Consider the following 22158-nt stretch of genomic DNA (forward strand, 5'->3'; position numbering starts at 1 on the left):
TTCCAGAAAAGTAGGGGCAACCCGGAACCGGCACGCGACCCCGCGCGTTGAAGGAGGTAGTGGAGGGGAGTATCCCTGCGCGACGGTTCCGTCACTACGGTCGGCCCATGCCGGCCCGGGGCCGCCGGTCCGGCCCCACGGGCGGGAGAGACCTCCGACGTTCCCAGTCGGAGGTACGTTCGTGCACGTCGCACCCTGGGTCTGGATCCTGACGCTCGCCGGGATCCTCGCCGTCATCCTCGCCGATCTGCTGCTCGTCCACCGCGCCGACGGCAAGGAGTTCACCACCCGCCGCGCCGCGTTCTGGTCGGCGGTCTACCTCGGTCTCGCGGTCGCGTTCGGCGCCGGCGTCTGGGCGTTCTCCGGCGGCGAGCACGCCGCGCAGTTCTTCGGCGGCTTCGTCACCGAGAAGAGTCTCAGCGTCGACAACCTCTTCGTGTTCATGGTGATCCTGACGCGGTTCGCCGTGCCGAAGGCGTCGCAGCACACCGCGCTGATGGCGGGCATCGTCATCGCGCTCGTGCTGCGGGGCGCGTTCATCGCGGTCGGCGCGGCGGCCCTGTCGGCGTTCACCTGGGCGTTCTTCGTCTTCGGCGGGTTCCTGCTCTGGACGGCGATCGGCCTCGTCCGCGGCGGGGACGACGACGAGTTCACCGAGAACCGCCTGCTCAAGCGCGCCCGGAAGATCCTGCCGACGACCGATGAGTTCGAGGGCGGACGGCTGTTCACCCGGCGCAACGGCAAGCGGATGGTCACGCCGCTGTTCATCGTCGTGCTCGCCATAGGCTCCACCGACGTCCTGTTCGCCCTGGACTCGATCCCGGCGATCTTCGGCCTCACCACCGAGCCGTACCTGGTGTTCACCGCCAACGCGTTCGCGCTGATGGGCCTGGTGCAGCTGTTCTTCCTGCTCGGCGGCCTGCTGGACCGGCTGGTGTACCTCGGCCGCGGGCTGGCGTTCATCCTCGGCTTCATCGGCGTGAAGCTCGTGCTGCACGCGCTGCACGAGTACGGCGTCGCCTGGGCGCCCGACGTGCCGATCTGGCTTTCGCTGGCCGTCATCGGGGGAACACTGGCGGCGACGACGGTCGCGAGCCTCACGGTCGGCCGGCGGCGCACCGCCGACGCGACCGAGCGCGTCCCGGCAGAGCGCGACCGGACGGAGTGAGACCCAGATCACCTAGAGACGCGGCCCGAATGCTGTTCTAGAATCCCCGTCGAACAGGTCGAGAGAAGGTGACGCATGGCCATCGGGCTGACGGAAGAGCATGAGGCCCTCGCCGCATCGGTGCGCGGGTTCGCCGAGCGCAACATCCCCGCCGGGGTCGTCCGGGCCGCGCTGGAGGCCGACGCCGAGACCCGGCCGCCCTTCTGGTCGGCCCTGGCCGAGCAGGGCCTGCTGGGACTGCACCTGGACGAGGCGCACGGCGGGCAGGGGTTCGGGCTGCTGGAACTCGCCGTCGCGGTGGAGGAGCTGGGCCGCGCCGCCGCGCCCGGCCCGTTCCTGCCGACGGTCCTCGCGAGCGCGGCCGTGCGGGCCGCCGGGAACGCCAAGGCGCGGGACGCGCTGCTGCCCGCCCTCGCCGACGGGTCCCGCACCGCCGCCGTCGCGCTGACCGGGTCGTTCACCGGCCGCCGCGACGGCGGGACGGTCGTGGTGGACGGCGCGGCCGACACCGTCCTCGGCGCGTCCCTGGCCGACCTGCTCGTGCTCCCGGTCGCGATCGGCGCCGAGACCGCGTGGGTCGTCGTGGACGCCGCCGACACGACGATCACGGCCGTGGAGAGCCTGGACCGCGTCCGGCGGGTCGCGAGGGTCGAGGCGTCCGGCGTCGACGTCCCCGCCGACCGGGTGCTGGACGGCCTCACCACCGCCGCCGTCCGGGACCTCGCCGCCGCGCTGTTCGGCGCGGAGGCGGCGGGCGCGGCGGACTGGCTCGTCACGACCGCCGCCGAGTACGCCAAGGTCCGCGAGCAGTTCGGCCGCCCGATCGGGCAGTTCCAGGGCGTCAAGCACAAGGCCGCCCGGATGCTCATCGCCGCCGAGCAGGCCCGCGCCGTCGCCTGGGACGCGGCCCGCGCGCTGGACGAGGACGTCCCCGAGGCGGGCTTCGCGGCGGCCGTGTCCGCCGTCGTCGCGGTCGACGCCGGGGTCCGCACCGCGCGCGACGCCATCCAGATCCTCGGCGGCATCGGGTTCACCTGGGAGCACGACGCCCACCTCTACCTGCGCCGGACGCTGACGCTGCGGGCGCTGCTCGGCGCGCCGGGCGCCTGGGCGCGCACGGTCGGGGAGCGGGCCCTCGCGGGCGGGCGCCGGCCCGTCGAGCTGGAGCTGGACGACGACACCCGGCCGCTGCGCGAGCGCGTCCGCGCCGAGATCGCCGAGCTGGCCGCGATCGAGGACAAGGGCGAGCTGAACACGCGGATGGGCGACGAGGGCTGGACCGTCCCGCATTTCCCCGCGCCGTGGGGCCGGGACGCCGGGCCGGTCGAGCAGATCGTCATCCAGCAGGAGCTGAAGCGCGCGGGCGTCAAGCCGCCGAGCCTGATGATCGGCGCGTGGCTGGTGCCGTCGCTCGTCCGGTACGGGACCGCCGAGCAGCAGGAGCGGTTCCTGCGGCCGACGCTGCGCGGCCAGATGGTCTGGTGCCAGCTGTTCTCCGAGCCGGGCGCCGGGTCGGACCTCGCGTCGCTGTCGATGCGGGCCGAGCGGGTCGAGGGCGGCTGGAGGCTGACCGGGCAGAAGATCTGGACGTCGCTCGCGCAGTTCGCGCAGTGGGGCTTCTGCATCGCCCGCACCGACGCGTCCGGGCCCAAGCACGACGGGATCACGTACTTCCTCGTGGACATGAAGTCCGAGGGCGTCGACGTCCGGCCGCTCAAGGAGCTGACCGGCGAGGCGATCTTCAACGAGGTGTTCCTGGACGGCGTGTTCGTCCCCGACGACCGCGTGGTCGGCGAGGTCGGCAAGGGCTGGCAGGTCGCGCGCAACACCCTGTCCAACGAGCGGGTGTCGCTGTCCACGGGCAGCGGCGGCCTCGGGATGGGCGTCGACGAACTGCTCGCGTTCTTCGCCGAGCGGACGCCCGACGCCGCCACCGTCACCGAGGTGGGCAGGCTCGTCGCGCAGGGGCACTCGATCGACCTGCTGTCGCTGCGCACCACGCTCAAGCAGCTCAACGGCGTCGAGCCGGGCGCGGAGGCGAGCGTGCGCAAGCTGCTGGGCGTCCAGTTCAACCAGGACGTCGCCGACTTCTGCTGGGCCGCGCAGGGCGACGCGGCGGCGACCGAGGTCCCGATGGCCGAGAGCGGGATCGTCGGCCGGGCGATGCTGTTCAGCCGCGCGATGACGATCTACGGCGGCACCACCGAGGTGCAGCTCAACATCATCGGCGAGCGGCTGCTCGGGCTGCCGCGCGACCCCGAGCCGGGGAAGTGATCAGGGCCGACGCGCGTGGACGGCGTTGAACAGCACGACGCCCGTCCACACCACGGCCAGCCCTGCAAGCCCCGCCTGGACGGCGGCGATCGCGCTCAGCGGGATCGCCGCCGCCAGCGACAGGACCGCCAGCACGAAGCCGGAGTCCAGCAGGCGGGCGGGCGCGCGCCGGGCGGCCACCAGCTCCTCGACGCGGTCGGCGATGGCCTGCGCGAACGCGGCGTCGTAGTCGGGGCCGAGTTCGCGCCGGGCGGCCATCGCCGCGGCCAGCTCGTCGTGGGGGAGGCGTGCGGTCGTCATGCGTCCGATCCAACCGGGCGGCGGCGTCGGGCCGCGTCACCCCCGGGGCCGAACTCCGGCGTGCTACCAGGGAGGGAGTTCGGGGTACAGGGTGTGTCCCGTCGGATACGGTAACCCGTCGATAAGTCACCTCTTTCTCCCCGCTCAGGAGGTCCCCATGCGCCTGCGGGCTCGTTCCGTCAGCTCCCTCGCCGCGACCGCTCTCGCCGCGGCGCTCGCCCTCACGGCGTGCGGCGGTTCCGGCCACGGGTCGTCCGGCGCCGCCTCGACCGCGCCGACGCCCACGCTGGCGCCGGTCCCGGCGGTGAAGGCCGCGGACGTCCGGGTGCTCGTGGGCCGCTGGATCGGCGAGCGCAAGGACTACTTCGAGTTCAAGGCCGACGGGTCGGGCGTCTGGAAGCAGGGCGGTCAGACGCTCTGGACCGGACAGGCCATCCCAGACGGGAAGAACAAGTACCGTTTCTCCTGGCAGGGCAAGGATCCGCAGTCCGGGTCGTACTGGGGTGCGACGATCGACGCCAAGGGGAGGCTCGTGTTCGCGGGGACGAATCAGACGTACAGCAAGGCGAAGCGGAAATGACCGCGCCGGCCGCGTTCACCTCGCCGGACGACGTCGCCGCGCGGCTCGCCGCCGCCGGGTACCTCGCGGACGAGCCCGTCACCACGACCGTGTTCCTCGCCCAGGCGCTCGGCAAGCCGCTCCTGGTCGAGGGTCCGGCGGGCACCGGCAAGACCGAGCTGGCCAAGGCGGTCGCGGCGGCGACGGGCGCCGGGCTGCTGCGGCTCCAGTGCTACGAGGGACTGGACGAGGCCCGCGCCCTGTACGAGTTCAACTACAAGAAGCAGCTCCTCGCGATCCAGGCCGCCCCGTCCGACCGCGCCTGGCAGGAGACGCACGACGACATCTTCTCCGCCGACTTCCTGCTGGAGCGCCCGCTGCTGGCGGCGATCCGCCGCGCGGACCCGACGGTCCTGCTCATCGACGAGGCCGACAAGGCCGACGTCGAGGTGGAGGGCCTGCTGCTGGAGGTCCTGTCGGACTACCAGGTGACGATCCCCGAACTCGGGACGATCACCGCCGTGCGCCGCCCGTTCGTCGTCATCACCTCCAACGCCGCGCGGGAGCTGTCGGAGGCGCTGAAGCGGCGGTGCCTCTACCTGTACCTGGACTACCCGGCCGCCGAGCGGGAGCGCGCCATCGTGCTGGCGCGGGTGCCGGGCATCGAGGCGTCGCTCGCCGAGCAGCTCGTCCGGACGGTCGCGGCGCTGCGCGACCTGGAGCTGAAGAAGGCGCCGTCCATCGCCGAGACGATCGACTGGGCGCGCACCCTGCTGGCCCTCGGCGTGGACGACCTGGACGAGGCCGCCGTCGCCCGCACCCTCGGCGTCGTGCTCAAGCACGTCTCCGACCAGGAGCGCGCGGCGGCGGAGCTGGGCCTGCGGGGCTGACCGTGGCGTCCCTGGTCGGCCGGCACGCGGACTTCGTCGCGGCGCTGCGCGAGGCGGGCCTGCCGGTGTCGACGGCCGAGGGGCTGGACGCCGTCCGCGCTCTGAAGCTCCTGGACCTGATGGACCGCGAGTCCTTGCGCGCCGCGTACGCCGCGACGCTCGTGAAGCGGTCCGCGCACCGCGAGCTGTTCGACACGCTGTTCGACCTGTGGTTCCCGGCGGCGCTCGGCGACGGCGCGGGGCACGTCCCGGGCCGTCCGGGACGGCGCCTGGACGGCGAGGGCCGCCCGATCCCCGCCGCGCTGGACCCCGGCGTGCAGGCGCGCCGCCGCGAGCTGGCCGACGTGCTGCTGGACGGCGACGACGCGGCGCTGCGGGCGTTCGCGCGCGACGCCGTCGCGTCCTACGGCCGGACGCCCGGCCAGGAGTCGTGGTTCTCCTCGGGCGTGCTGCGCGCCCTGTCCCCGGACACGCTGATGGCGGGGCTCCTGAACGCCGTCCTCACCGGACGGGACCGGGGCGGGCTCGCCGAGCGGGTCGCGCGCCGCACCTTCCGCGACCGGATCGCCCGGTTCGAGCGGCTGGTGGCGGGCGAGGTCCGCCGCCGCATCGCCGAGGACACCGGCGTCGAGCGGACGGCCCGGCTCGCGGTCCGCCCGCCGCTGGAACGGCTGGACTTCGGCCGCGCGAGCCGCGCCGAGCTGGACCGGCTCCGCCGCGAGGTCCACCCGCTCGCGCGGCGCCTCGCGACCCGGCTCGCGCAGCGCAATCGGGCGGGCGACCGGGGGCGGCTGGACTTCCGCCGGACCGTCCGGGCGTCGCTGGCCAGCGGGGGAGTGCCGCTCACCACCCGGCACCGGCCGCGCCGCCCGCACCGGCCCGACCTCGTGATCCTCTGCGACGCCAGCGACTCGGTGTCGGCGTTCGCGCACTTCACGCTGCTGCTGACGTTCGCGCTGCGCGAGCAGTTCAGCCGGGTCCGGGCGTTCGCGTTCATCGACACCACCGACGAGATCACCAGGTTCTTCGCGCCGGGCGCGGACGTCGCCGCCGCGATGACCCGGATGGCGCGCGAGGCCGACCTCGTCTGGATCACCGGCCGCAGCAACTACGGGCACGCGATCAAGGTGTTCGAGGAGCGGTACGCCGACGCGATCGGGCCCCGGACGTCCCTGCTCGTCCTCGGCGACGCCCGCTCCAACTATGGCGAGCTGTCCCTGCCGGTCCTGGAGGCGATGGCGGGCCGGGCGCGGCACGCGTACTGGCTGAACCCCGAGCCGCGCGGCCTGTGGGACACCGGGGACTCGGCGGCGTCCCGCTACGGCGCGATCGTGCCGATGGTCGAGTGCCGCAACCTCGACCAGCTCACGGCGTTCATCGAGGAGCTGGCGTAACGGGTGTGATGTGTGGAACATCCGTTTCGACCTACTACTCTGCTCGCTCATGGAGTTCGACAGGGCGCCCCGCGCGCGCCGGACGCCGTTCGTGGTGCTCTGGCGGCTCATCGACGGACGTCCCGGCGACTCGCGGACGGTGATCGTCCGCCGCGCCCGGCGCCTGGTCACGATCGCCACGGGCCTGGCCAACCTCGGCGGCGCGCTGGTCGTCTTCCTGTTCACGCTCGTCGTGCCGAACCCCGACGGCGACATCCCGGGCCGGCTGGAGACGATCAACGTCTGGCTGTTCACCGTCTACGTCACGCTGGCGGTGCCGGTCGGGCTGGTGCTCGGCGCGCGGGTGTTCCGGGGCGTCCGGCGGATCGTGGAGCGGGACGAGGGCGCGCGGCCCGGCGAGCGGTCCGCGCTGCTGTACGCGCCGCTGCGGATGATGGCCGTCCACCTGATGCTGTGGGGCATCGGCTCGGTCGGCTGGGTCGTGATCAACGCCGTCTTCTCGCCGCTGCTGGCCGCCAAGCTCGGCCTGACGAGCCTGCTCGGCGGGCTCACGACCTGCACGATCGTCTACCTGCTCACCGAGCGGCTGCTGCGCCGCGCCGTCACGGCCGCGCTGCGCTCGGGGACCCCGGCGCGGACCGGGCTGCCGGGCGTGGTGGCCCGGTCGGTGCTGGCGTGGGCGCTCGGGACGGCGGTGCCGATCCTCGGGCTCGTCGCGCTCGCCGTCGGCTCGCTCGTCTTCGCGCGGGTGACGCTGCGGGACTTCGCCGTGGCCGCCCTCGTCCTCGGCGGGACGGCGCTCGTCGTCGGGTTCGCCGTCACCTACGGCGCCGCGCACGCCATCGCCGACCCGGTGGAGTCGGTGCGGTTCGGGCTCGCGCGCATCGAACGCGGCGACCTGGACGTGGAGGTGCCCGTCTACGACGCCAGCGAGGTCGGCCTGTTGCAGGCCGGGTTCAACCACATGGCGGCGGGCCTGCGCGAGCACGAACGCCTGCAAGACCTGTTCGGACGGCAGGTCGGCCCGGACGTCGCCCGCGTCGCGCTCGAACGCGGCATCGACCTCGGCGGCGAGACGCGCCGGGTCGCGGTGCTGTTCGTGGACATCATCGGCTCGACGCGGCTGGCCGCCGACCGGCCGCCGAGCGAGGTCGTCGCGCTGCTCAACGCGTTCTTCGGCGTGGTCGTCGAGGTCGTCGGACGGCACGGCGGCTGGATCAACAAGTTCGAGGGCGACGCGGCGCTGGCGATCTTCGGCGCTCCGCTGGACCTGGACGGCGCGCCCGCCCGCGCCCTCGCGGCGGGCCGCGAGCTGGCCGCCCGGCTGCGCGCCGAGGTGACGGGCGTGTCGGCGGCCGTCGGGGTGTCGGCGGGCGAGGCCGTCGCCGGGCACATCGGCGCCGAGGAGCGGTTCGAGTACACCGTCATCGGCGACCCGGTGAACGAGGCCGCGCGGCTCACCGACCTCGCCAAGTCGACGCCCGCGCTCGTGCTGGCGGCCGGTTCGGTCGTCGCGGCGGCGGGCGATCCCGAGGCCGCGCACTGGGAACTCGGCGAGGAGGTCGTGCTGCGCGGCCGGACCGAGCCCACCCGGCTCGCCGCCCCGGTGCCCGAGCCCGCCGCCGAGGCGGAGACGGCGGACGCGGCCGGACGCTAGCCGGCGGCGAGCGACGCGCCGGTCAGCGTCGTCGCGAACGCGGCGAAGCCGGGGCCGGTCTCCTCGCCGACGTACACGTCCGCGTGGTGCTGGCCGCCGTAGCCGGGACGGAACAGGTCCGTGACGGTGAAGGTCGCCCGCCGGAACGCCGCGCAGACGTCCGCCGGGACGGCCCTGCCCGCGTCGTCCCGGCCGCAGTCGGTGACCAGGAACCGCTGCCCGCGCGCGAGGACGGACCGGTCGGCCGCCGCCGTCCGCCACGCGACGAGCGGGTGCGCCCCCGAGTCGCGCGTGGAGTCGTCCAGCCACCAGCCGACGCTGTGCGACCAGTTGAGGTAGCGGCCCTTGTTCGGGCCGGACGTGAGGCGCCCGGCGCCCTCCATCTGCACGACCGCGAGGAAGTCCTCTGGGTAGGAGCCGAGCGGCGTCCGTCCGTGCGAGCAGTGCAGCTCCGGGCAGCCTTTGACGGCCTTCGGCTTGCCGTGGTGCAGCGACTCCACCGCCGTGTAGTACGTGGTGATCTTCCAGCTCCCCGGCTTGCCCAGCGGCTTGCCGGGCCTCCCGTCCGGCGCGCTCTCGGGCGACGCGGACGACACGGACGGCGCGGGCGAGGCGGGGGAGGCGGACGGCGACGGCGCGGCGGCGACGGGCGGCGGCGCGGCCTCCTGCACGGCCGCGTCCGACCGGGCGCCGCAGCCTGCGAGCGCGCCCAGCAGGGCGAGGCCGCCGACGGCCGCGCCCGGACCCCGCATCCGCATGGAACCCCCGCCTTCCGGACGTGCCGGACGCACGCCGCCCGCGACCCTATGCCGCGCGCCGCCCGCGCGTCTGCCCGGAGCTACACGAATCTGTCCGTTCCGGTCGGCGTTCGGCCACCGCAAAATGGGGTTTGACCAGGTCTTTTCCCCGATGTCTGTTTGATCCTTTTCCTGGCGGGGACTCGTTGCCGCATGGCATTCATTCTGTGGCTCATCGCCGTCATCCTGGTCGTCGGGGGCATCTACGTGATCCTCGCCCGACGCGAACTGCTCTGGGGCATCGTCCTCATCGTCGTGGGCCTGCTCGTCGGCCCGGGAGGTGTCAGCATCTTCCACTGACCCCGGCGCCCGCGCGGCGCCGCCTCCGCGAACGGCCCGCGTGCAGCGATGCACGCGGGCCGCGCGCCGGAAGGGCGTCACCAGCCCCGCGCGCGCCACTCCGGCAGCGACGGCCGCTCCCGGCCGAGCGTGGAGTCCTTGCCGTGGCCCGGATAGAACCAGGTCGCGTCGGGCAGGCGGTCGAACACGCGCTCCTCGACGTCCGCGAGCAGACTCTCGAACCGCGTCGGGTCGCCCCAGGTGTTCCCGACGCCGCCGGGGAACAGGCTGTCCCCGGTGAACAAGTGCGGGTGGCCGGACAACGACCCGTCGGCGTCGTACAGCAGGGCGATCGACCCCGGCGTGTGGCCCCGCAGATGGATCACCTCCAGCGTCACCGCGCCGAACGTGAACGTGTCGCCGTCCTCCACCGGCGCCGTCACCGGGACGGGCAGCGGCTCGGCGTCGAACGGGTGCGCGGTGACCGGAGCGCCCGTCGCCCCCGCCACCTCCGCGAGCGCCTCCCAGTGGTCCTGGTGGCGGTGCGTCGTGACGATCCGCGCGAGCGGCCCGCCGCCGACCAGGCCGAGCAGCCGCGGCGCCTCGTTGGCCGCGTCGATGAGGATCTGCTCGCCGGTCGCGGGGCAGCGCAGCAGGTAGGCGTTGTTGTCGTAGGGCCCGACCGCGACCTTCGTGATCGTCAGGCCGGGCAGCTCGCGGACGTCGGGCGCGCCGCCGACCGCGACGTCTCCGGTGTACGTCATCGTCCCTCCCGTCGAGGTCCCGTGGCGGACAGCGCCCATCTTCGCGCATCGCCCGCGCCGCCGCGTCCCCGGCCGCGTCACGGGACGCATTCCGTTCGTGGCGTACGGCGCGGAAAATCACGCGCGTCCGGTTCATCATGGTCGGCGGGACGGCTCGGGACCCGTCGGGAAGAGGTGAACCGTTGCTCCACGACCCCGCGCGGCCGGGCGGTTTCTGGGACCAGCTCGCGCCGTCGGACCGGGAGGCGCTGCGCGCGATGGGCCACGGCCTGCGGGTCCGCCCCGGGACGGCGCTGCTGCACCAGGGGGAGGCGGCGGGCGGCGTCCGCGTGCTGTTCGCGGCGGGGCCGCCGACGGCCGGGACCGTCCTCGCCAAGGAGATCGTCGGCTCCAGCGAGGGCCACGAGTCGATCATCGACCTGTTCGGGGCGGGCGACCTCGTCGGCGGGCTCGCGCCGTGGGGCGGGCCGCAGCGCGGGACGGTCGTCGCGCTCGACCACCTCGTCGTGCTCCGCGTGGACCGCCGCCAGTTCGGCCGCCTGCTCGCCGCCGGGCCGCAGATCGCCGGGGCGCTCATGCGGACCCTGGCCGCCGACCAGGCCCGCGCCGGCCGCCGGCACGCGCTGCGCGCCGCCGAGCACCCCCAGCGGCTGGCCTGCCACCTCCTGGAACTCGCCGAGCGGTTCGGCACGGCCGGCCCGGACGGGTGCCGCGTCCCGGGCCGGCTGAGCCAGGCCGACCTCGCGAACTGGTCCGGGCTGTCGCGCGAGACGCTCGTCCGGTGGTTCCGGGTCTGGCGGGCCGACGGCGTCCTGTCCCGCCGCGCCCGGCCGCTGACGATCCTCGACCCCGCCGCGCTGCGCCGCGCCGCCGGGCCGTGGGCCGCCGACCCGCCGCCCGCCGCGCCCGCCGTCCCGGCCGCCGCGCTCCCCGCCGGGATCGCCGCGCCCGACCCCGAGCCGCTGGAGCCGGGCGGCCCGCCGCGCCGCCTGCCCGCCGACAAGCCGTCCTTCACCGGCCGGTCCCTCAGCCTCGCCAAGCTCGACCTGCTCGTCGGGAGCGGGCCGCGCGGCGTGCTCGTCCAGGGCATGGCGGGCGTCGGGAAGACCACGCTCGCGATCCACTGGGCGCACCGCGCCGCCGACCGCTTCCCCGACGGGGTGGTCTTCGCCGACCTGCGCGGCACGACCCCGAGCCCGCTCACCCCCGCCGGGGCGATGGGCCGGGTGCTGCGGGCGCTCGGCGTCCCCGGCGACCGGCTGCCGCGCACCGAGGACGAGCTGGCCGCCCAGTGCCGCGCGCTGCTCGGCGGACGGCGGACGCTGCTCGTCCTGGACGACGCCGCCGAGTCCGGGCAGGTCGCGCCGCTGCTGGCGGCCGTGGACGCGGGCCTCGTCGTCGTCACCGCCCGCCGCCGGATGCCCGACCTCGTGGAGGGCACGGGCCTGCGGACGCTGGAACTGGGGCAGATGGGCGCGGCCGAGGCCGTCGACCTGATCGCCGCCGTCCTCGGGCCGCGCGACCCGCGCGTCCGGGCCGAGCGCCGCGCCGCGCAGCGCCTCGCCGACAAGTGCGGACGGCTGCCGCTCGCCCTGTCGCTCGTCGCGGCCCGGCTCGCCGAGGATCCCGCCGCGTCGATCGCCGGGACCGTCCGGAAACTGGCCGGTACGGAGGCGTACGCGCCCGGGATGGTCGTCCTGCGCACCGGACTCGGCCCCACCATCGAGGTCGCCTACCGGAGCCTGCGCCCCGACCAGCGCGCCGCGTTCCGGCTGCTCGGCCTCGCGCCCGGCCCGGACTTCTCCGCCGCGTCGCTCGCCGCGCTCACCGGCCGCGACGCCGCCGGGGCCGCCGACTGCCTGGACGGCCTCCGGCAGGCGTACCTCGTCCAGGACGCCGCGCCCGGCCGGTACCGGATGCACGACCTCGTCCGCGCGTTCGCCCGCGAGCGCGCGCTCGCCGAGGACGCCGACAGCGACCGGATCGCCGCCCAGCGCCGCCTGCTCGCGTCGTGCCTGGCGGGCGCCCTGGCCGCCGGGGACGCCCTCGGCCGCCGCCGCAGGCCCCGCGTCGCCACCGGCCCGCCCGCCGCGCCGCCGATGACCAGGACCGAGGCCGTCGCGTGGTTCGAGGCCGAGCGGCGCACGCTGGTCGCCGCCGTCCACCAGGCCGCCGGGCTCGGCCTGCACCGGACGTGCCTGCGCCTCGCCGACGCCCTGTTCGACTTCCAGGAGTTCCGCCGCTACAGCGATGACAACGTCGCCGTCCACCTGGCGGGCCTGCGGTCGGCCCGCGCGCGGGAGGACTGGGCCGCCGCGGCCGTCATGCTGCACAACCTCGCGGTCGCGCACTTCGAGCTGGGTCGGTCCGTCCAGGCCATCGGGTACGCCGAGGACGCCCGGCGCGGGTTCCGCTCCGCCGAGCCGCACGACGCGTTCGGCGAGGCCGCCGCGCTCACCACCCTCGCCGAGATCCACGGCGCCCTCGGCCGCTACGCCACCGCGATCGAGCACGCCCGGCACGCCCTGGCCATCCACCGGGCGCGCGGCGACGCGGCCGGCGCCGCCCGCGCCCACGAGACCCTGGCCCGCGCGGGCGTCGGGCGCACCGACTACGACGCGGCCGAGCGCGACGCCCGCCGCGCGATGGCGCTGCGCCGCGCGACCGGGGACGGCCCCGGGCTCGCCGCCACCCTGCTGACGCTCGCGCAGATCCAGCGGCGGCGCGGCGACGTCCAGCAGGCCGTCGTGTACGTCCTGGAGGCCCTGGAACTGCGGCAGGAGGAGGGCGACCGGCCGGGCGCCGCGCAGGCGCTCACCGAGCTGGCCCGGATGCACGCCACCCTCGGCCTGCGCGACCTGGCCCGCCGCGACGCCGACCTGGCGCTGCGCACCAGCCGCTCCCTCGGCGCCCGCCACGGCGAGGCCCGCGCGCTCGCCACGCTCGGGCGGCTGGAGTGCGACGCGGCCCGGTTCGCCGAGGCGTTCACCCACTGCGGACGGGCCCTGCGCCTGCACCGGGAGATCGGCGACCGGCACGGCGAGGCCGAGGTCCTGGCCCGGACGGGCATGGTCCACGGCCGTCTCGGCCGCTTCCACGAGGCCCGCGAGCACCTGGAACGCGCCCTGGAGATCCGCCGCGAGCTGGGCGACCGGCACGGCGAGGCGCACGACCTGGAACAGCTCTCGATCGTCCTGCGCGGGCTGGAGCGCGACGCCGAGGCGTTCGTCGTCGGCCTGGAGGCGCTGGACCTGTTCCACGGGCTCGGCGCGCGCGGCGGCGTCGCCGGGACGCTCGGCAGCCTCGCCCGCACCTACCTCGGCCTCGGCCTGCACGCCGAGGCCGAGCACGCCGCGCGGCAGGCGCTGCGGCTGCGCGCGGAGATCGGCGACCGGTACGGGACGGGCGTCGGCATGGACACGGTCGCGGCCGTCCTGCACGGCGGCGGCCGGCCCGCCGAGGCGCTGACCGCCGCCCGCGAGGCGCTGCGGGTCCTCGGCGAGGTCGGGGACCGGCACGGGGCGGGCGTGGCGCTCGCCCGGCTGGCGGCGATCCACCTCGACCTCGGCGACGCGCCCGCCGCCCTCGCGACCGGACGCCGCGCGCTGGACCTCGCGGCCGACCTCGGCGACGCCCGCGAGCAGGCCGTCTCGCTGCACGTCATGGGCCGGGCGTGCCAGTCGCTCGGCCGTCCCGCCGAGGCGGCCGACCACCTGCGCGCCGAGATCGGGATCCGCCGGGACCTGGCCGACCACCGGGGCCGGCGGCAGGCGCTGGAACGGCTGGCCGAGGCGTGCGCGGCGCTCGGCGACCGGGACGCGGCGGCGGACTGCCGGCGGCGCGTCCGGGCCATCGACCAGTGGCTGGCGTCGGAGGAGGCGACCCCGGCGGTGTGAGTGATCGTTCCATGGGAAGTGCGGTGGCACCGCCGTTAATGGGTCGCGACTCGGGAGGCCACTGTGCACGATGGGGGAATGGACGCCGCACCGCTCACCGACCGGCCTCCCGAACGGATCGTGCTGGACGACCTCGTCGTGCGCCGCTGGCGGCCGTCCGACGTCGCCGCCCTCGATCGGGCCGTCGCGGAGTCCTTCGCCGAACTGCACGAGTGGATGGCCTGGGCGGCGGAGCTTCCCACCCCGCGGGACCACGCGGCCTACCTCGCCGAGCGGGACCGGTCCTGGGCCGACGGGACGGAGTTCGCCTACGGGATCTTCGCGGCGGGCGGCGAGAAGGACGGCGCCCCGGTGCTCGGCGGCGCGGGCCTCCAGGTCCGTCCGCCCGTGACGCGTGAGATCGGTTACTGGGTCCACTCGGCCTACACCGGCCGGGGCATCGCGACCCGGGTCGCGGCGGCGCTGGTCCGGGCGGCGTTCGCGGCCCCCGGCGTCGAACGCGTCGAGATCCGGTGCGACGCGGCCAACGACGCCAGCGCCTCGGTCGCGCGCCGGCTCGGGTTCCTGCTCGAACGGACGGTCGAACGCGAGCCCGCGGCCCCCGGCGACACCGGCCGCGACCTGTGCTGGCTCCTCACCCGCGACGACCTGCGGGAGGGCCGCGCGCGGCTGGGATGAGACGAGGCCCGCGCCCGTTCCGGTGGCAAGTGGTGTTCGAACACGTGTACGGTCGAAATGAAGCGGCCGATGCCGCTGTTAACTCAACGGGGGAATCTCTCCCCGCCGCCGTGAACGGGACGCGCGCTGACGCGCCGTCGGCGCCCCATCAGAGGAACCGGAAGCCACCGCCGTGCATGACCGACTCATCGTGCGTGGAGCACGCGAGCACAACCTGAAGGACGTCTCGCTCGACCTGCCGCGGGACGCCATGATCGTGTTCACCGGGCTCTCCGGCTCCGGGAAGTCGAGTCTGGCGTTCGACACGATCTTCGCCGAGGGACAGCGCCGGTACGTCGAGTCGCTGTCGGCCTACGCCCGGCAGTTCCTCGGCCAGATGGACAAGCCGGACGTCGACTTCATCGAGGGCCTGTCCCCGGCCGTGTCGATCGACCAGAAGTCCACGAGCAAGAACCCCCGGTCGACCGTCGGGACGATCACCGAGGTCTACGACTACCTGCGCCTGCTCTACGCGCGCATCGGGCACCCGCACTGCCCGGTCTGCGCCCGTCCGATCAGCCGCCAGGCCCCGCAGCAGATCGTGGACCGGGTGCTGGAGCTGGGCGAGGGCACCCGCTTCCAGGTGCTCGCGCCGGTGATCCGTGGCCGCAAGGGCGAGTACCTGGAGCTGTTCCGCGAACTCCAGTCCAAGGGCTACTCGCGGGCGATCGTGGACGGCGCGACCGTCCGGCTGGACGAGCCCCCGACGCTCAAGAAGCAGGAGAAGCACGACATCTCGGTCGTGGTGGACCGGCTGTCGGTCAAGCAGTCCGCCCGCCAGCGCCTCGCCGACTCGGTGGAGACCGCGCTCGGCCTGTCCGGCGGCACGATCGTCCTCGACTTCGTCGACCTCCCCGAGGACGACGAGAACCGCACCCGGATGTACTCCGAGCACCTGTACTGCCCCTACGACGACCTGTCGTTCGACGAGCTGGAGCCGCGCTCCTTCTCGTTCAACTCGCCCTACGGCGCCTGCCCCGACTGCACCGGCCTCGGCACCCGCATGGAGGTGGACCCGGAGCTGGTCGTCCCCGACCCCGAGCTGTCGCTGGCCGACGGGGCCGTCCAGCCGTGGTCGGGCGGGCACGTCAGCGAGTACTTCCTGCGGCTGCTGGCGGCCCTCGGCGACGCGCTCGGCTTCGACCTCGGGACGCCCTGGCACAAGCTGCCGCTCAAGGCGCGCCGGGCCGTCCTGAACGGGCACGAGACGCAGGTCCACGTCCGGTACAAGAACCGGTACGGCCGCACCCGGTCGTACTACACCGCGTTCGAGGGCGTGATCCCCTACATCCAGCGGCGCCACTCCGAGTCCGAGAGCGACTCCAGCCGGGAGAAGTTCGAGGGCTACATGCGGGAGATCCCGTGCCCGACGTGCGAGGGGGCGCGGCTCAAGCCGTACGTCCTCGCCGTCACGATGGGCGGCCGGTCGATCGCCGAGATCGCCGGGATGCCGATCGGGGAGTGCGCCAAGTTCCTGCTGTCGCTGGAGCTGAACGACCGCGAGAAGCACATCGCCGAGCGCGTGCTGAAGGAGATCAACGCGCGCCTGGGCTTCCTGCTGGACGTCGGCCTGGACTACCTCACGCTCGACCGCGCGTCCGCGACGCTGGCGGGCGGCGAGGCGCAGCGCATCCGGCTCGCGACCCAGATCGGCTCCGGGCTGGTCGGCGTCCTGTACGTGCTGGACGAGCCGTCGATCGGCCTGCACCAGCGCGACAACCACCGGCTCCTGGAGACGCTGCTGCGCCTGCGGGACATGGGCAACACGCTCATCGTCGTCGAGCACGACGAGGACACCATCGCCGCCGCCGACTGGATCGTGGACATCGGCCCCCGCGCGGGCGAGCACGGCGGCGAGGTCGTCGTGTCCGGCACGGTGGACGACCTGCGCGCCAGCGAGCGGTCCCTGACCGGCGCGTACCTGTCGGGCCGCCGGACGATCGACGTCCCCGAGGTCCGCCGCCCGCGCCAGAAGGGCCGGGAGATCACGGTCAAGGGCGCGCAGCAGAACAACCTGCGCAACGTGGACGTGTCGTTCCCGCTCGGCGTGCTCACGGCCGTGACCGGGGTGTCGGGCTCGGGCAAGTCGACGCTGGTCAACGACATCCTCTACAACTCGCTGGCCAAGCAGCTCAACGGCGCGCGGACCGTCCCGGGCAAGCACCGCCGCGTCACCGGGGTCGACCAGCTCGACAAGGTCGTCCACGTCGACCAGTCGCCGATCGGCCGCACCCCGCGCTCCAACCCGGCGACCTACACCGGCGTGTTCGACCACGTCCGCAAGCTGTTCGCGCAGACGACCGAGGCCAAGGTGCGCGGCTACCAGCCGGGCCGGTTCTCGTTCAACGTCAAGGGCGGCCGGTGCGAGAACTGCTCCGGCGACGGCACGATCAAGATCGAGATGAACTTCCTGCCGGACGTCTACGTGCCGTGCGAGGTGTGCCACGGGGCGCGCTACAACCGGGAGACGCTGGAGGTCCACTACAAGGGCAAGACGATCGCCGAGGTCCTCGACATGCCGATCGAGGAGGCGACGGTGTTCTTCGAGCCGATCAGCGCGATCCACCGGCACCTGAAGACGCTGAACGACGTCGGGCTCGGGTACGTCCGGCTCGGGCAGCCCGCGCCGACGCTGTCGGGCGGCGAGGCGCAGCGCGTGAAGCTGGCCGCCGAGCTGCAGAAGCGCTCGACCGGGCGCACCATCTACGTCCTGGACGAGCCGACCACCGGCCTGCACTTCGAGGACATCCGCAAGCTGCTCGGCGTGCTGAACGGCCTGGTGGACAAGGGCAACACCGTCCTCGTCATCGAGCACAACCTCGACGTGATCAAGACGGCGGACTGGATCGTCGACATGGGCCCCGAGGGCGGCTCGCGCGGCGGCACCGTCGTCGCGACCGGCACCCCGGAGGACGTCGCCCGCGTCGAGGCCAGCCATACCGGGCAGTTCCTGGCCAAAATGGGGCTCTGATCCCGTTCCGCGCCCCGGGTGCAGGATCATGTGTCCCATGAACGACGATGTGACGGCCGGGACACCGGCGACGCGGCGGACGGTGCTGTGCGGCGCCGGGGCGTTCGGCGCGGCGGCGGTGCTGGCGGCCTGCGGCCCGAGCGACGACAAGCCCGCGAAGTCCGCGACCGAGCTGCGCGGCACCGAGATCGCGAAGACCGCCGAGGTCCCGGTCGGCGGCGGGGTGATCAACCAGCAGGCGAAGCTGGTGGTCACCCAGCCCACGGCCGGGACCTACAAGGCGTTCGACGCCACCTGCACCCACCAGGGCTGCCTGACCGACAAGGTGAGCGGCGGGGCGATCCACTGCCCCTGCCACGGCAGCGCCTTCAAGATCGCCGACGGGTCGGTCCAGCACGGGCCGGCGGGCCGGCCGCTGAAGGAGTATCCCGTCCAGGTCAAGGGCGACGTCATCGTCGTCGCCTGAGCGCGACGTCCGGCGGGCCGCCCCCCGGCGGCCCGCCGGGGAGCCGCGGTTGTCGGCGGCGCCGACTACGCTTGCGAGCGTGGCAGATCCGGCGACCTACCGACCCGCACCGGGATCCATCCCCGAGGATCCCGGCGTCTACCGCTTCCGCGACGCGGGCGGGCGCGTCGTGTACGTGGGCAAGGCCAAGAGCCTGCGGTCCCGGCTGAACTCCTACTTCGCCGACTTCGCGGGCCTGCACCCGCGCACCCAGACGATGCTGCAGACCGCCGCCCGCGTGGACTGGACGGTCGTCGGCACCGAGGTCGAGGCGCTCCAGCTCGAATACTCCTGGATCAAGGAGTTCGACCCCCGGTTCAACGTCCGGTACCGCGACGACAAGTCCTACCCCTACCTCGCGGTGACGCTGAACGAGGAGTTCCCGCGCGTCATGGTGATGCGGGGGGCCAAGCGCAGGGGCGTCCGCTACTTCGGGCCGTACTCGCACGCGTGGGCGATCCGCGAGACCGTCGACCAGCTCCTGCGCGTCTTCCCGGTGCGGACGTGCAGCGCCGGGGTGTTCAAGCGGCAGCACCAGCTCGACCGGCCGTGCCTGCTCGGCTACATCGACAAGTGCTCGGCGCCGTGCGTCGGGCGCGTCTCCCCGGACGAGCACCGGCTGCTCGCCGAGGAGTTCAGCGACTTCATGGCGGGCAACACGACCCGGTTCATCCGCCGGCTCGAACGCGACATGCGCGAGGCCGCCGCGTCGCAGGAGTACGAGCGCGCGGCGCGGCTGCGCGACGACGTCCGCGCGCTGGAGCGGGCGCTGGAGAAGCAGACGGTCGTCTTCGGCGACAGCACCGACTGCGACGTGGTCGCGTTCGCGCAGGACGAGCTGGAGGCCGCCGTCCAGGTGTTCTACGTGCGCGGCGGCCGGATCCGGGGCCGGCGCGGCTGGGTCGTCGACAAGGTGGAGGACGTCACCACCGGCGACCTCGTGGAGCAGTTCCTCATGCAGATCTACGCCGAGGCCGAGGGCGGGCAGGGGATCCCGCGCGAGGTGCTCGTCCCCGAGCTGCCGCCCGACCACGAGGCGATGGCCGAACTGCTCGGCGAGCAGCGCGGCGGCCCGGTGGGGCTGCGCGTGCCCCGGCGCGGCGACAAGAAGACCCTGCTGGAGACGGTCGAGCGCAACGCGCTGGAGGCGCTGAAGCAGCACAAGACGCGCCGCGCGAGCGACCTCACGACCCGCAGCCGCGCGCTCCAGGAGATCCAGGACGCGCTGGAGCTGGACGACGCGCCGCTGCGGATCGAGTGCTACGACGTGTCGAACCTCCAGGGCACGAACGTGGTCGCGTCGATGGTGGTGTTCGAGGACGGGCTCGCCCGCAAGTCCGAGTACCGCCGGTTCACGATCAAGGCGGTCGAGGGGCAGGACGACGTCCGCTCGATCCACGAGGTGATCACCCGCCGGTTCCGCCGCTATCTGGCCGAGCGGGAGAAGACGGGCGAGCTGGACGTCCTCGGCGACCCCGACGAGACCGAAGCCGGCGCGCACGGCCCGGTCGATCCGGAGACCGGCCGGCCGCGCAAGTTCGCCTACCCGCCGAACCTCGTCCTGGTGGACGGCGGCCCGCCGCAGGTCGCGGCGGCGCAGCGGGCGCTGGACGAGCTGGGCGTCGAGGACGTCGCGGTCGCGGGCATCGCCAAGCGGCTGGAGGAACTGTGGCTGCCGGGCGACGACGACCCGGTGATCCTGCCCCGCAACAGCGAGGGCATGTACCTCGTGCAGCGGGTGCGCGACGAGGCGCACCGGTTCGCGATCACGTTCCACCGCCAGCGCCGGTCCAAGGCGATGACGGCGAGCGAGCTGGACGGCGTCCCCGGGCTCGGCCCGGCCCGGCGGACGGCGCTGCTCAAGCATTTCGGGTCGGTGAAGCGGCTGCGCGCGGCGACGCCCGAGCAGATCGCGGAGGTGCCGGGCATCGGGGCGCGCAGCGCCGAGACGATCGCGGCGGCGCTGCACGGCGGGACGGTCCCGGTCGCCGGCGCGCGGCCCGGGTCCGGCGAGGACGCACGGGGTTCTGACGGCTGACGGGGGAAGCGCAATGACGACAGAGACAAACGTCCCGGACATCGTGATCGTGACGGGCATGTCGGGCGCGGGGCGCAGCACCGCCGCCAAGGCCCTGGAGGATCTCGACTGGTTCGTGGTGGACAACCTGCCGCCCGGCCTGCTCGCGACGATGGCCGACCTCGGCGGCCGGGTGAAGGACGCGGTGCCGCGGATCGCGGTGGTGGTGGACGTCCGGAGCCGGGCGTTCACCGAGGACCTGCACACCGCCATCGCGGAGCTGGAGGCCAGGGGCGTCCATCCCCGGGTGGTGTTCCTGGAGGCGGGCGACCCGGACCTCGTGCGCCGGTTCGAGAGCGTCCGGCGTCCGCACCCGCTGCAGGGCGACGGGCGCCTGGTGGACGGCATCGCCCGCGAACGCGACCTCGTGCGCGAGGTGCGCGCCGAGGCGGACCTTGTGATTGACACGAGCGGGCTCAACGTCCACGAGCTGCGCGCCAAGATCGTGTCGTTCTTCGGGACCGACACCGGCGGGCCGAGCCTGCGCGCGACCGTGGTGTCGTTCGGCTACAAGTACGGCCTGCCGGTCGACGCGGACCTCGTGGTCGACTGCCGGTTCCTGCCGAACCCGCACTGGGTGCCGGAGCTGCGGCCGAAGACCGGGCGGGACGCCGACGTCCGCGACTACGTCCTCGGGCAAAGCGGCGCCAAGGAGTTCCTCGACGCCTACACCGAGGTGCTGCGCCTGCTCGCGGCGGGGTACGACCGGGAGGGCAAGCACTACGTGACGCTCGCCGTGGGATGTACAGGCGGCAAACACCGTAGTGTGGCCATGGCGGAACAGATCGCCGCACGGCTGCGCGACGAGGGCATCGAGGTACAGGTCGCCCATCGCGACCTCGGCCGTGAGTGAGCAGTGACCCGGCACGGGTCGGGGACGAGGAGACGAACGGCACGGTGGACGTACCAGGCCCGGGTTCAGGTCCGCAGGCGGGTCCGCTGACGGGTCCCAAAATCGTGGCGCTCGGCGGCGGGCACGGGCTGTACGCGGCCCTGTCGGCGCTGCGCCGGGTCACCGACCGGCTGACCGGGATCGTCACGGTCGCCGACGACGGCGGGTCCAGCGGACGGCTGCGCGCCGAGCTGGGCGTGCTGCCGCCGGGCGACCTGCGGATGGCCCTCGCCGCGCTGTGCGGCGACGACGAGTGGGGCCAGACCTGGCGCGACGTGGTGCAGCACCGGTTCCGCAGCGGCGGCGTCCTGCACGACCACGCGGTGGGCAACCTGCTGATCGTGGCGCTGTGGGAGCTGCTCGCCGAGCGCGCGGGCCCGACCGGCTCGACGGTGGAGGGCCTGGACTGGGTCGGGCGGCTGCTCGGCGCCCACGGCCGGGTGCTGCCGATGGCGTCGGTCCCGATGGACATCGTCGCGGAGGTGCGCGGCGCCGACCCGGCGCGGCCCCGCGTGATCACGCGGGTCAAGGGCCAGGTGGCGTGCGCGAGCACGGCGGGGACGGTGCTCGGCGTCGACCTCGTCCCGGCCGACCCGCCCGCGTGCCCCGAGGCCCTGGCCGCCGTGGACGACGCGGACTGGGTGGTGTTCGGCCCGGGGTCGTGGTTCACGAGCGTCCTGCCGCACCTGAAGGTCCCCGCGCTGGCCCGGTCGCTGGTCCGCACGAGCGCCCGCCGGATCGTCGCGCTGAACCTCGTCCCGCAGCCGGGCGAGACCGACGACTTCTCCCCCCAGAACCATCTGGAAGTGCTCCAGGCCCACGCGCCCGACCTGCGGGTGGACGTCGTCCTCGCCGACCGGGGCGTGGTGGACGACGCCGAGGCGCTGGAGAAGGCCGTCGCCGCGCTCGGCGGCCGGCTCGTCCTCGCCGACGTCGCCGACCCCGGCGGCGCGCCGCGTCATGATCCCGCCCTGCTGGCCCAAGCCTTCGTACAGATATTCGCGCAGTGACGACCCGC

At 74.3% G+C, this 22158-nt stretch carries 17 protein-coding genes; 14 read left to right on the forward strand and 3 right to left on the reverse strand.

What is annotated here, in order from left to right:
• The first annotated feature begins 181 nt into the window (after nt 1–181).
• Both GQ466_RS26525 and GQ466_RS26530 read left to right on the forward strand, forming a co-directional pair.
• Nucleotides 182–1168, forward strand: coding sequence for a TerC/Alx family metal homeostasis membrane protein (locus GQ466_RS26525; protein WP_161105781.1), 987 nt, complete (start codon nt 182–184; stop codon nt 1166–1168).
• Between the two features lie 75 nt (nt 1169–1243).
• On the forward strand, nt 1244–3442 hold the full coding sequence (locus GQ466_RS26530) for an acyl-CoA dehydrogenase family protein (protein WP_161105782.1): 2199 nt from the start codon (nt 1244–1246) through the stop codon (nt 3440–3442).
• Here the strand turns inward: GQ466_RS26530 and GQ466_RS26535 are convergent, their stop codons facing one another.
• Nucleotides 3443–3742 (reverse strand): hypothetical protein, encoded by a 300-nt coding sequence (locus tag GQ466_RS26535; RefSeq protein WP_161105783.1) that lies wholly within the window; start codon nt 3740–3742, stop codon nt 3443–3445.
• A gap of 157 nt (nt 3743–3899) precedes the next feature.
• On the opposite strand from GQ466_RS26535, the gene GQ466_RS26540 reads away from it, so the two are divergent.
• From GQ466_RS26540 to GQ466_RS26555, 4 genes are read left to right on the forward strand one after another with little or no spacing between them, the layout of a single operon-like run.
• Nucleotides 3900–4322, forward strand: a complete 423-nt coding sequence (locus GQ466_RS26540) for a hypothetical protein (RefSeq protein WP_237418414.1) — start codon at nt 3900–3902, stop codon at nt 4320–4322.
• The gene (locus GQ466_RS26545) at nt 4319–5191 is read left to right on the forward strand and encodes an AAA family ATPase (RefSeq protein ID WP_161105784.1); all 873 of its coding nucleotides are present in this window, start codon (nt 4319–4321) and stop codon (nt 5189–5191) included. The genes GQ466_RS26540 and GQ466_RS26545 overlap by 4 nt, the downstream gene beginning before the upstream one ends.
• A gap of 2 nt (nt 5192–5193) precedes the next feature.
• Nucleotides 5194–6585: a VWA domain-containing protein gene (locus GQ466_RS26550; protein WP_161105785.1), complete on the forward strand. Its 1392-nt coding sequence runs from the start codon at nt 5194–5196 to the stop codon at nt 6583–6585.
• A gap of 49 nt (nt 6586–6634) precedes the next feature.
• A complete protein-coding gene (locus GQ466_RS26555; RefSeq protein ID WP_161105786.1) occupies nt 6635–8242 on the forward strand; it encodes an adenylate/guanylate cyclase domain-containing protein in 1608 nt (535 codons plus the stop codon).
• Here GQ466_RS26555 and GQ466_RS26560 read toward each other — a convergent pair.
• The gene (locus tag GQ466_RS26560; protein ID WP_237418415.1) at nt 8239–9000 is read right to left on the reverse strand and encodes an RlpA-like double-psi beta-barrel domain-containing protein; all 762 of its coding nucleotides are present in this window, start codon (nt 8998–9000) and stop codon (nt 8239–8241) included. The genes GQ466_RS26555 and GQ466_RS26560 overlap by 4 nt on opposite strands.
• Nucleotides 9001–9192: 192 nt before the next feature.
• On the opposite strand from GQ466_RS26560, the gene GQ466_RS31075 reads away from it, so the two are divergent.
• Nucleotides 9193–9339, forward strand: a complete 147-nt coding sequence (locus GQ466_RS31075; RefSeq protein ID WP_168212274.1) for a GPGG-motif small membrane protein — start codon at nt 9193–9195, stop codon at nt 9337–9339.
• Nucleotides 9340–9416: 77 nt separating this feature from the next.
• On the opposite strand, the gene GQ466_RS26565 is transcribed toward GQ466_RS31075, so the two are convergent.
• Nucleotides 9417–10082: an MBL fold metallo-hydrolase gene (locus tag GQ466_RS26565; RefSeq protein ID WP_161105787.1), complete on the reverse strand. Its 666-nt coding sequence runs from the start codon at nt 10080–10082 to the stop codon at nt 9417–9419.
• A gap of 182 nt (nt 10083–10264) precedes the next feature.
• Here GQ466_RS26565 and GQ466_RS26570 point away from each other — a divergent pair, with 182 nt between their 5' ends.
• The 7 genes from GQ466_RS26570 to GQ466_RS26600 all read left to right on the forward strand — a co-directional run bounded on the left by GQ466_RS26570 (nt 10265) and on the right by GQ466_RS26600 (nt 22150).
• A complete protein-coding gene (locus tag GQ466_RS26570; RefSeq protein WP_161105788.1) occupies nt 10265–13978 on the forward strand; it encodes a tetratricopeptide repeat protein in 3714 nt (1237 codons plus the stop codon).
• 78 nt (nt 13979–14056) lie between these two features.
• A complete protein-coding gene (locus GQ466_RS26575) occupies nt 14057–14656 on the forward strand; it encodes a GNAT family N-acetyltransferase (RefSeq protein ID WP_161105789.1) in 600 nt (199 codons plus the stop codon).
• Between the two features lie 172 nt (nt 14657–14828).
• Nucleotides 14829–17666 carry an excinuclease ABC subunit UvrA gene (uvrA, locus tag GQ466_RS26580; RefSeq protein ID WP_161105790.1) on the forward strand — a complete coding sequence of 946 codons (2838 nt, stop codon included), beginning with the start codon at nt 14829–14831 and terminating at the stop codon, nt 17664–17666.
• 37 nt (nt 17667–17703) lie between these two features.
• Nucleotides 17704–18132: a Rieske (2Fe-2S) protein gene (locus GQ466_RS26585; protein ID WP_161105791.1), complete on the forward strand. Its 429-nt coding sequence runs from the start codon at nt 17704–17706 to the stop codon at nt 18130–18132.
• A gap of 79 nt (nt 18133–18211) precedes the next feature.
• On the forward strand, nt 18212–20209 hold the full coding sequence (gene uvrC / locus GQ466_RS26590) for an excinuclease ABC subunit UvrC (RefSeq protein WP_161105792.1): 1998 nt from the start codon (nt 18212–18214) through the stop codon (nt 20207–20209).
• Nucleotides 20210–20222: 13 nt separating this feature from the next.
• Nucleotides 20223–21101 (forward strand): RNase adapter RapZ, encoded by an 879-nt coding sequence (rapZ, locus tag GQ466_RS26595; protein ID WP_161105793.1) that lies wholly within the window; start codon nt 20223–20225, stop codon nt 21099–21101.
• A gap of 101 nt (nt 21102–21202) precedes the next feature.
• Nucleotides 21203–22150 (forward strand): uridine diphosphate-N-acetylglucosamine-binding protein YvcK, encoded by a 948-nt coding sequence (locus GQ466_RS26600; RefSeq protein ID WP_161106002.1) that lies wholly within the window; start codon nt 21203–21205, stop codon nt 22148–22150.
• Nucleotides 22151–22158: the final 8 nt, after the last annotated feature.

The organism is Actinomadura rayongensis, from assembly GCF_009831215.1.
Taxonomy (GTDB): Bacteria; Actinomycetota; Actinomycetes; order Streptosporangiales; family Streptosporangiaceae; genus Spirillospora; species Spirillospora rayongensis.

Coding starts and splice junctions, on each gene's coding strand:
- GQ466_RS26530 (WP_161105782.1), top strand. CDS start 1,244: ATGGCCATCGGGCTGACGGAAGAGCATGAGGCCCTCGCCGCATCGGTG.
- GQ466_RS26535 (WP_161105783.1), bottom strand. CDS start 3,742: ATGACGACCGCACGCCTCCCCCACGACGAGCTGGCCGCGGCGATGGCC.
- GQ466_RS26540 (WP_237418414.1), top strand. CDS start 3,900: ATGCGCCTGCGGGCTCGTTCCGTCAGCTCCCTCGCCGCGACCGCTCTC.
- GQ466_RS26545 (WP_161105784.1), top strand. CDS start 4,319: ATGACCGCGCCGGCCGCGTTCACCTCGCCGGACGACGTCGCCGCGCGG.
- GQ466_RS26555 (WP_161105786.1), top strand. CDS start 6,635: ATGGAGTTCGACAGGGCGCCCCGCGCGCGCCGGACGCCGTTCGTGGTG.
- GQ466_RS26560 (WP_237418415.1), bottom strand. CDS start 9,000: ATGCGGATGCGGGGTCCGGGCGCGGCCGTCGGCGGCCTCGCCCTGCTG.
- GQ466_RS31075 (WP_168212274.1), top strand. CDS start 9,193: ATGGCATTCATTCTGTGGCTCATCGCCGTCATCCTGGTCGTCGGGGGC.
- GQ466_RS26565 (WP_161105787.1), bottom strand. CDS start 10,082: ATGACGTACACCGGAGACGTCGCGGTCGGCGGCGCGCCCGACGTCCGC.
- GQ466_RS26575 (WP_161105789.1), top strand. CDS start 14,057: ATGGACGCCGCACCGCTCACCGACCGGCCTCCCGAACGGATCGTGCTG.
- GQ466_RS26585 (WP_161105791.1), top strand. CDS start 17,704: ATGAACGACGATGTGACGGCCGGGACACCGGCGACGCGGCGGACGGTG.
- rapZ (WP_161105793.1), top strand. CDS start 20,223: ATGACGACAGAGACAAACGTCCCGGACATCGTGATCGTGACGGGCATG.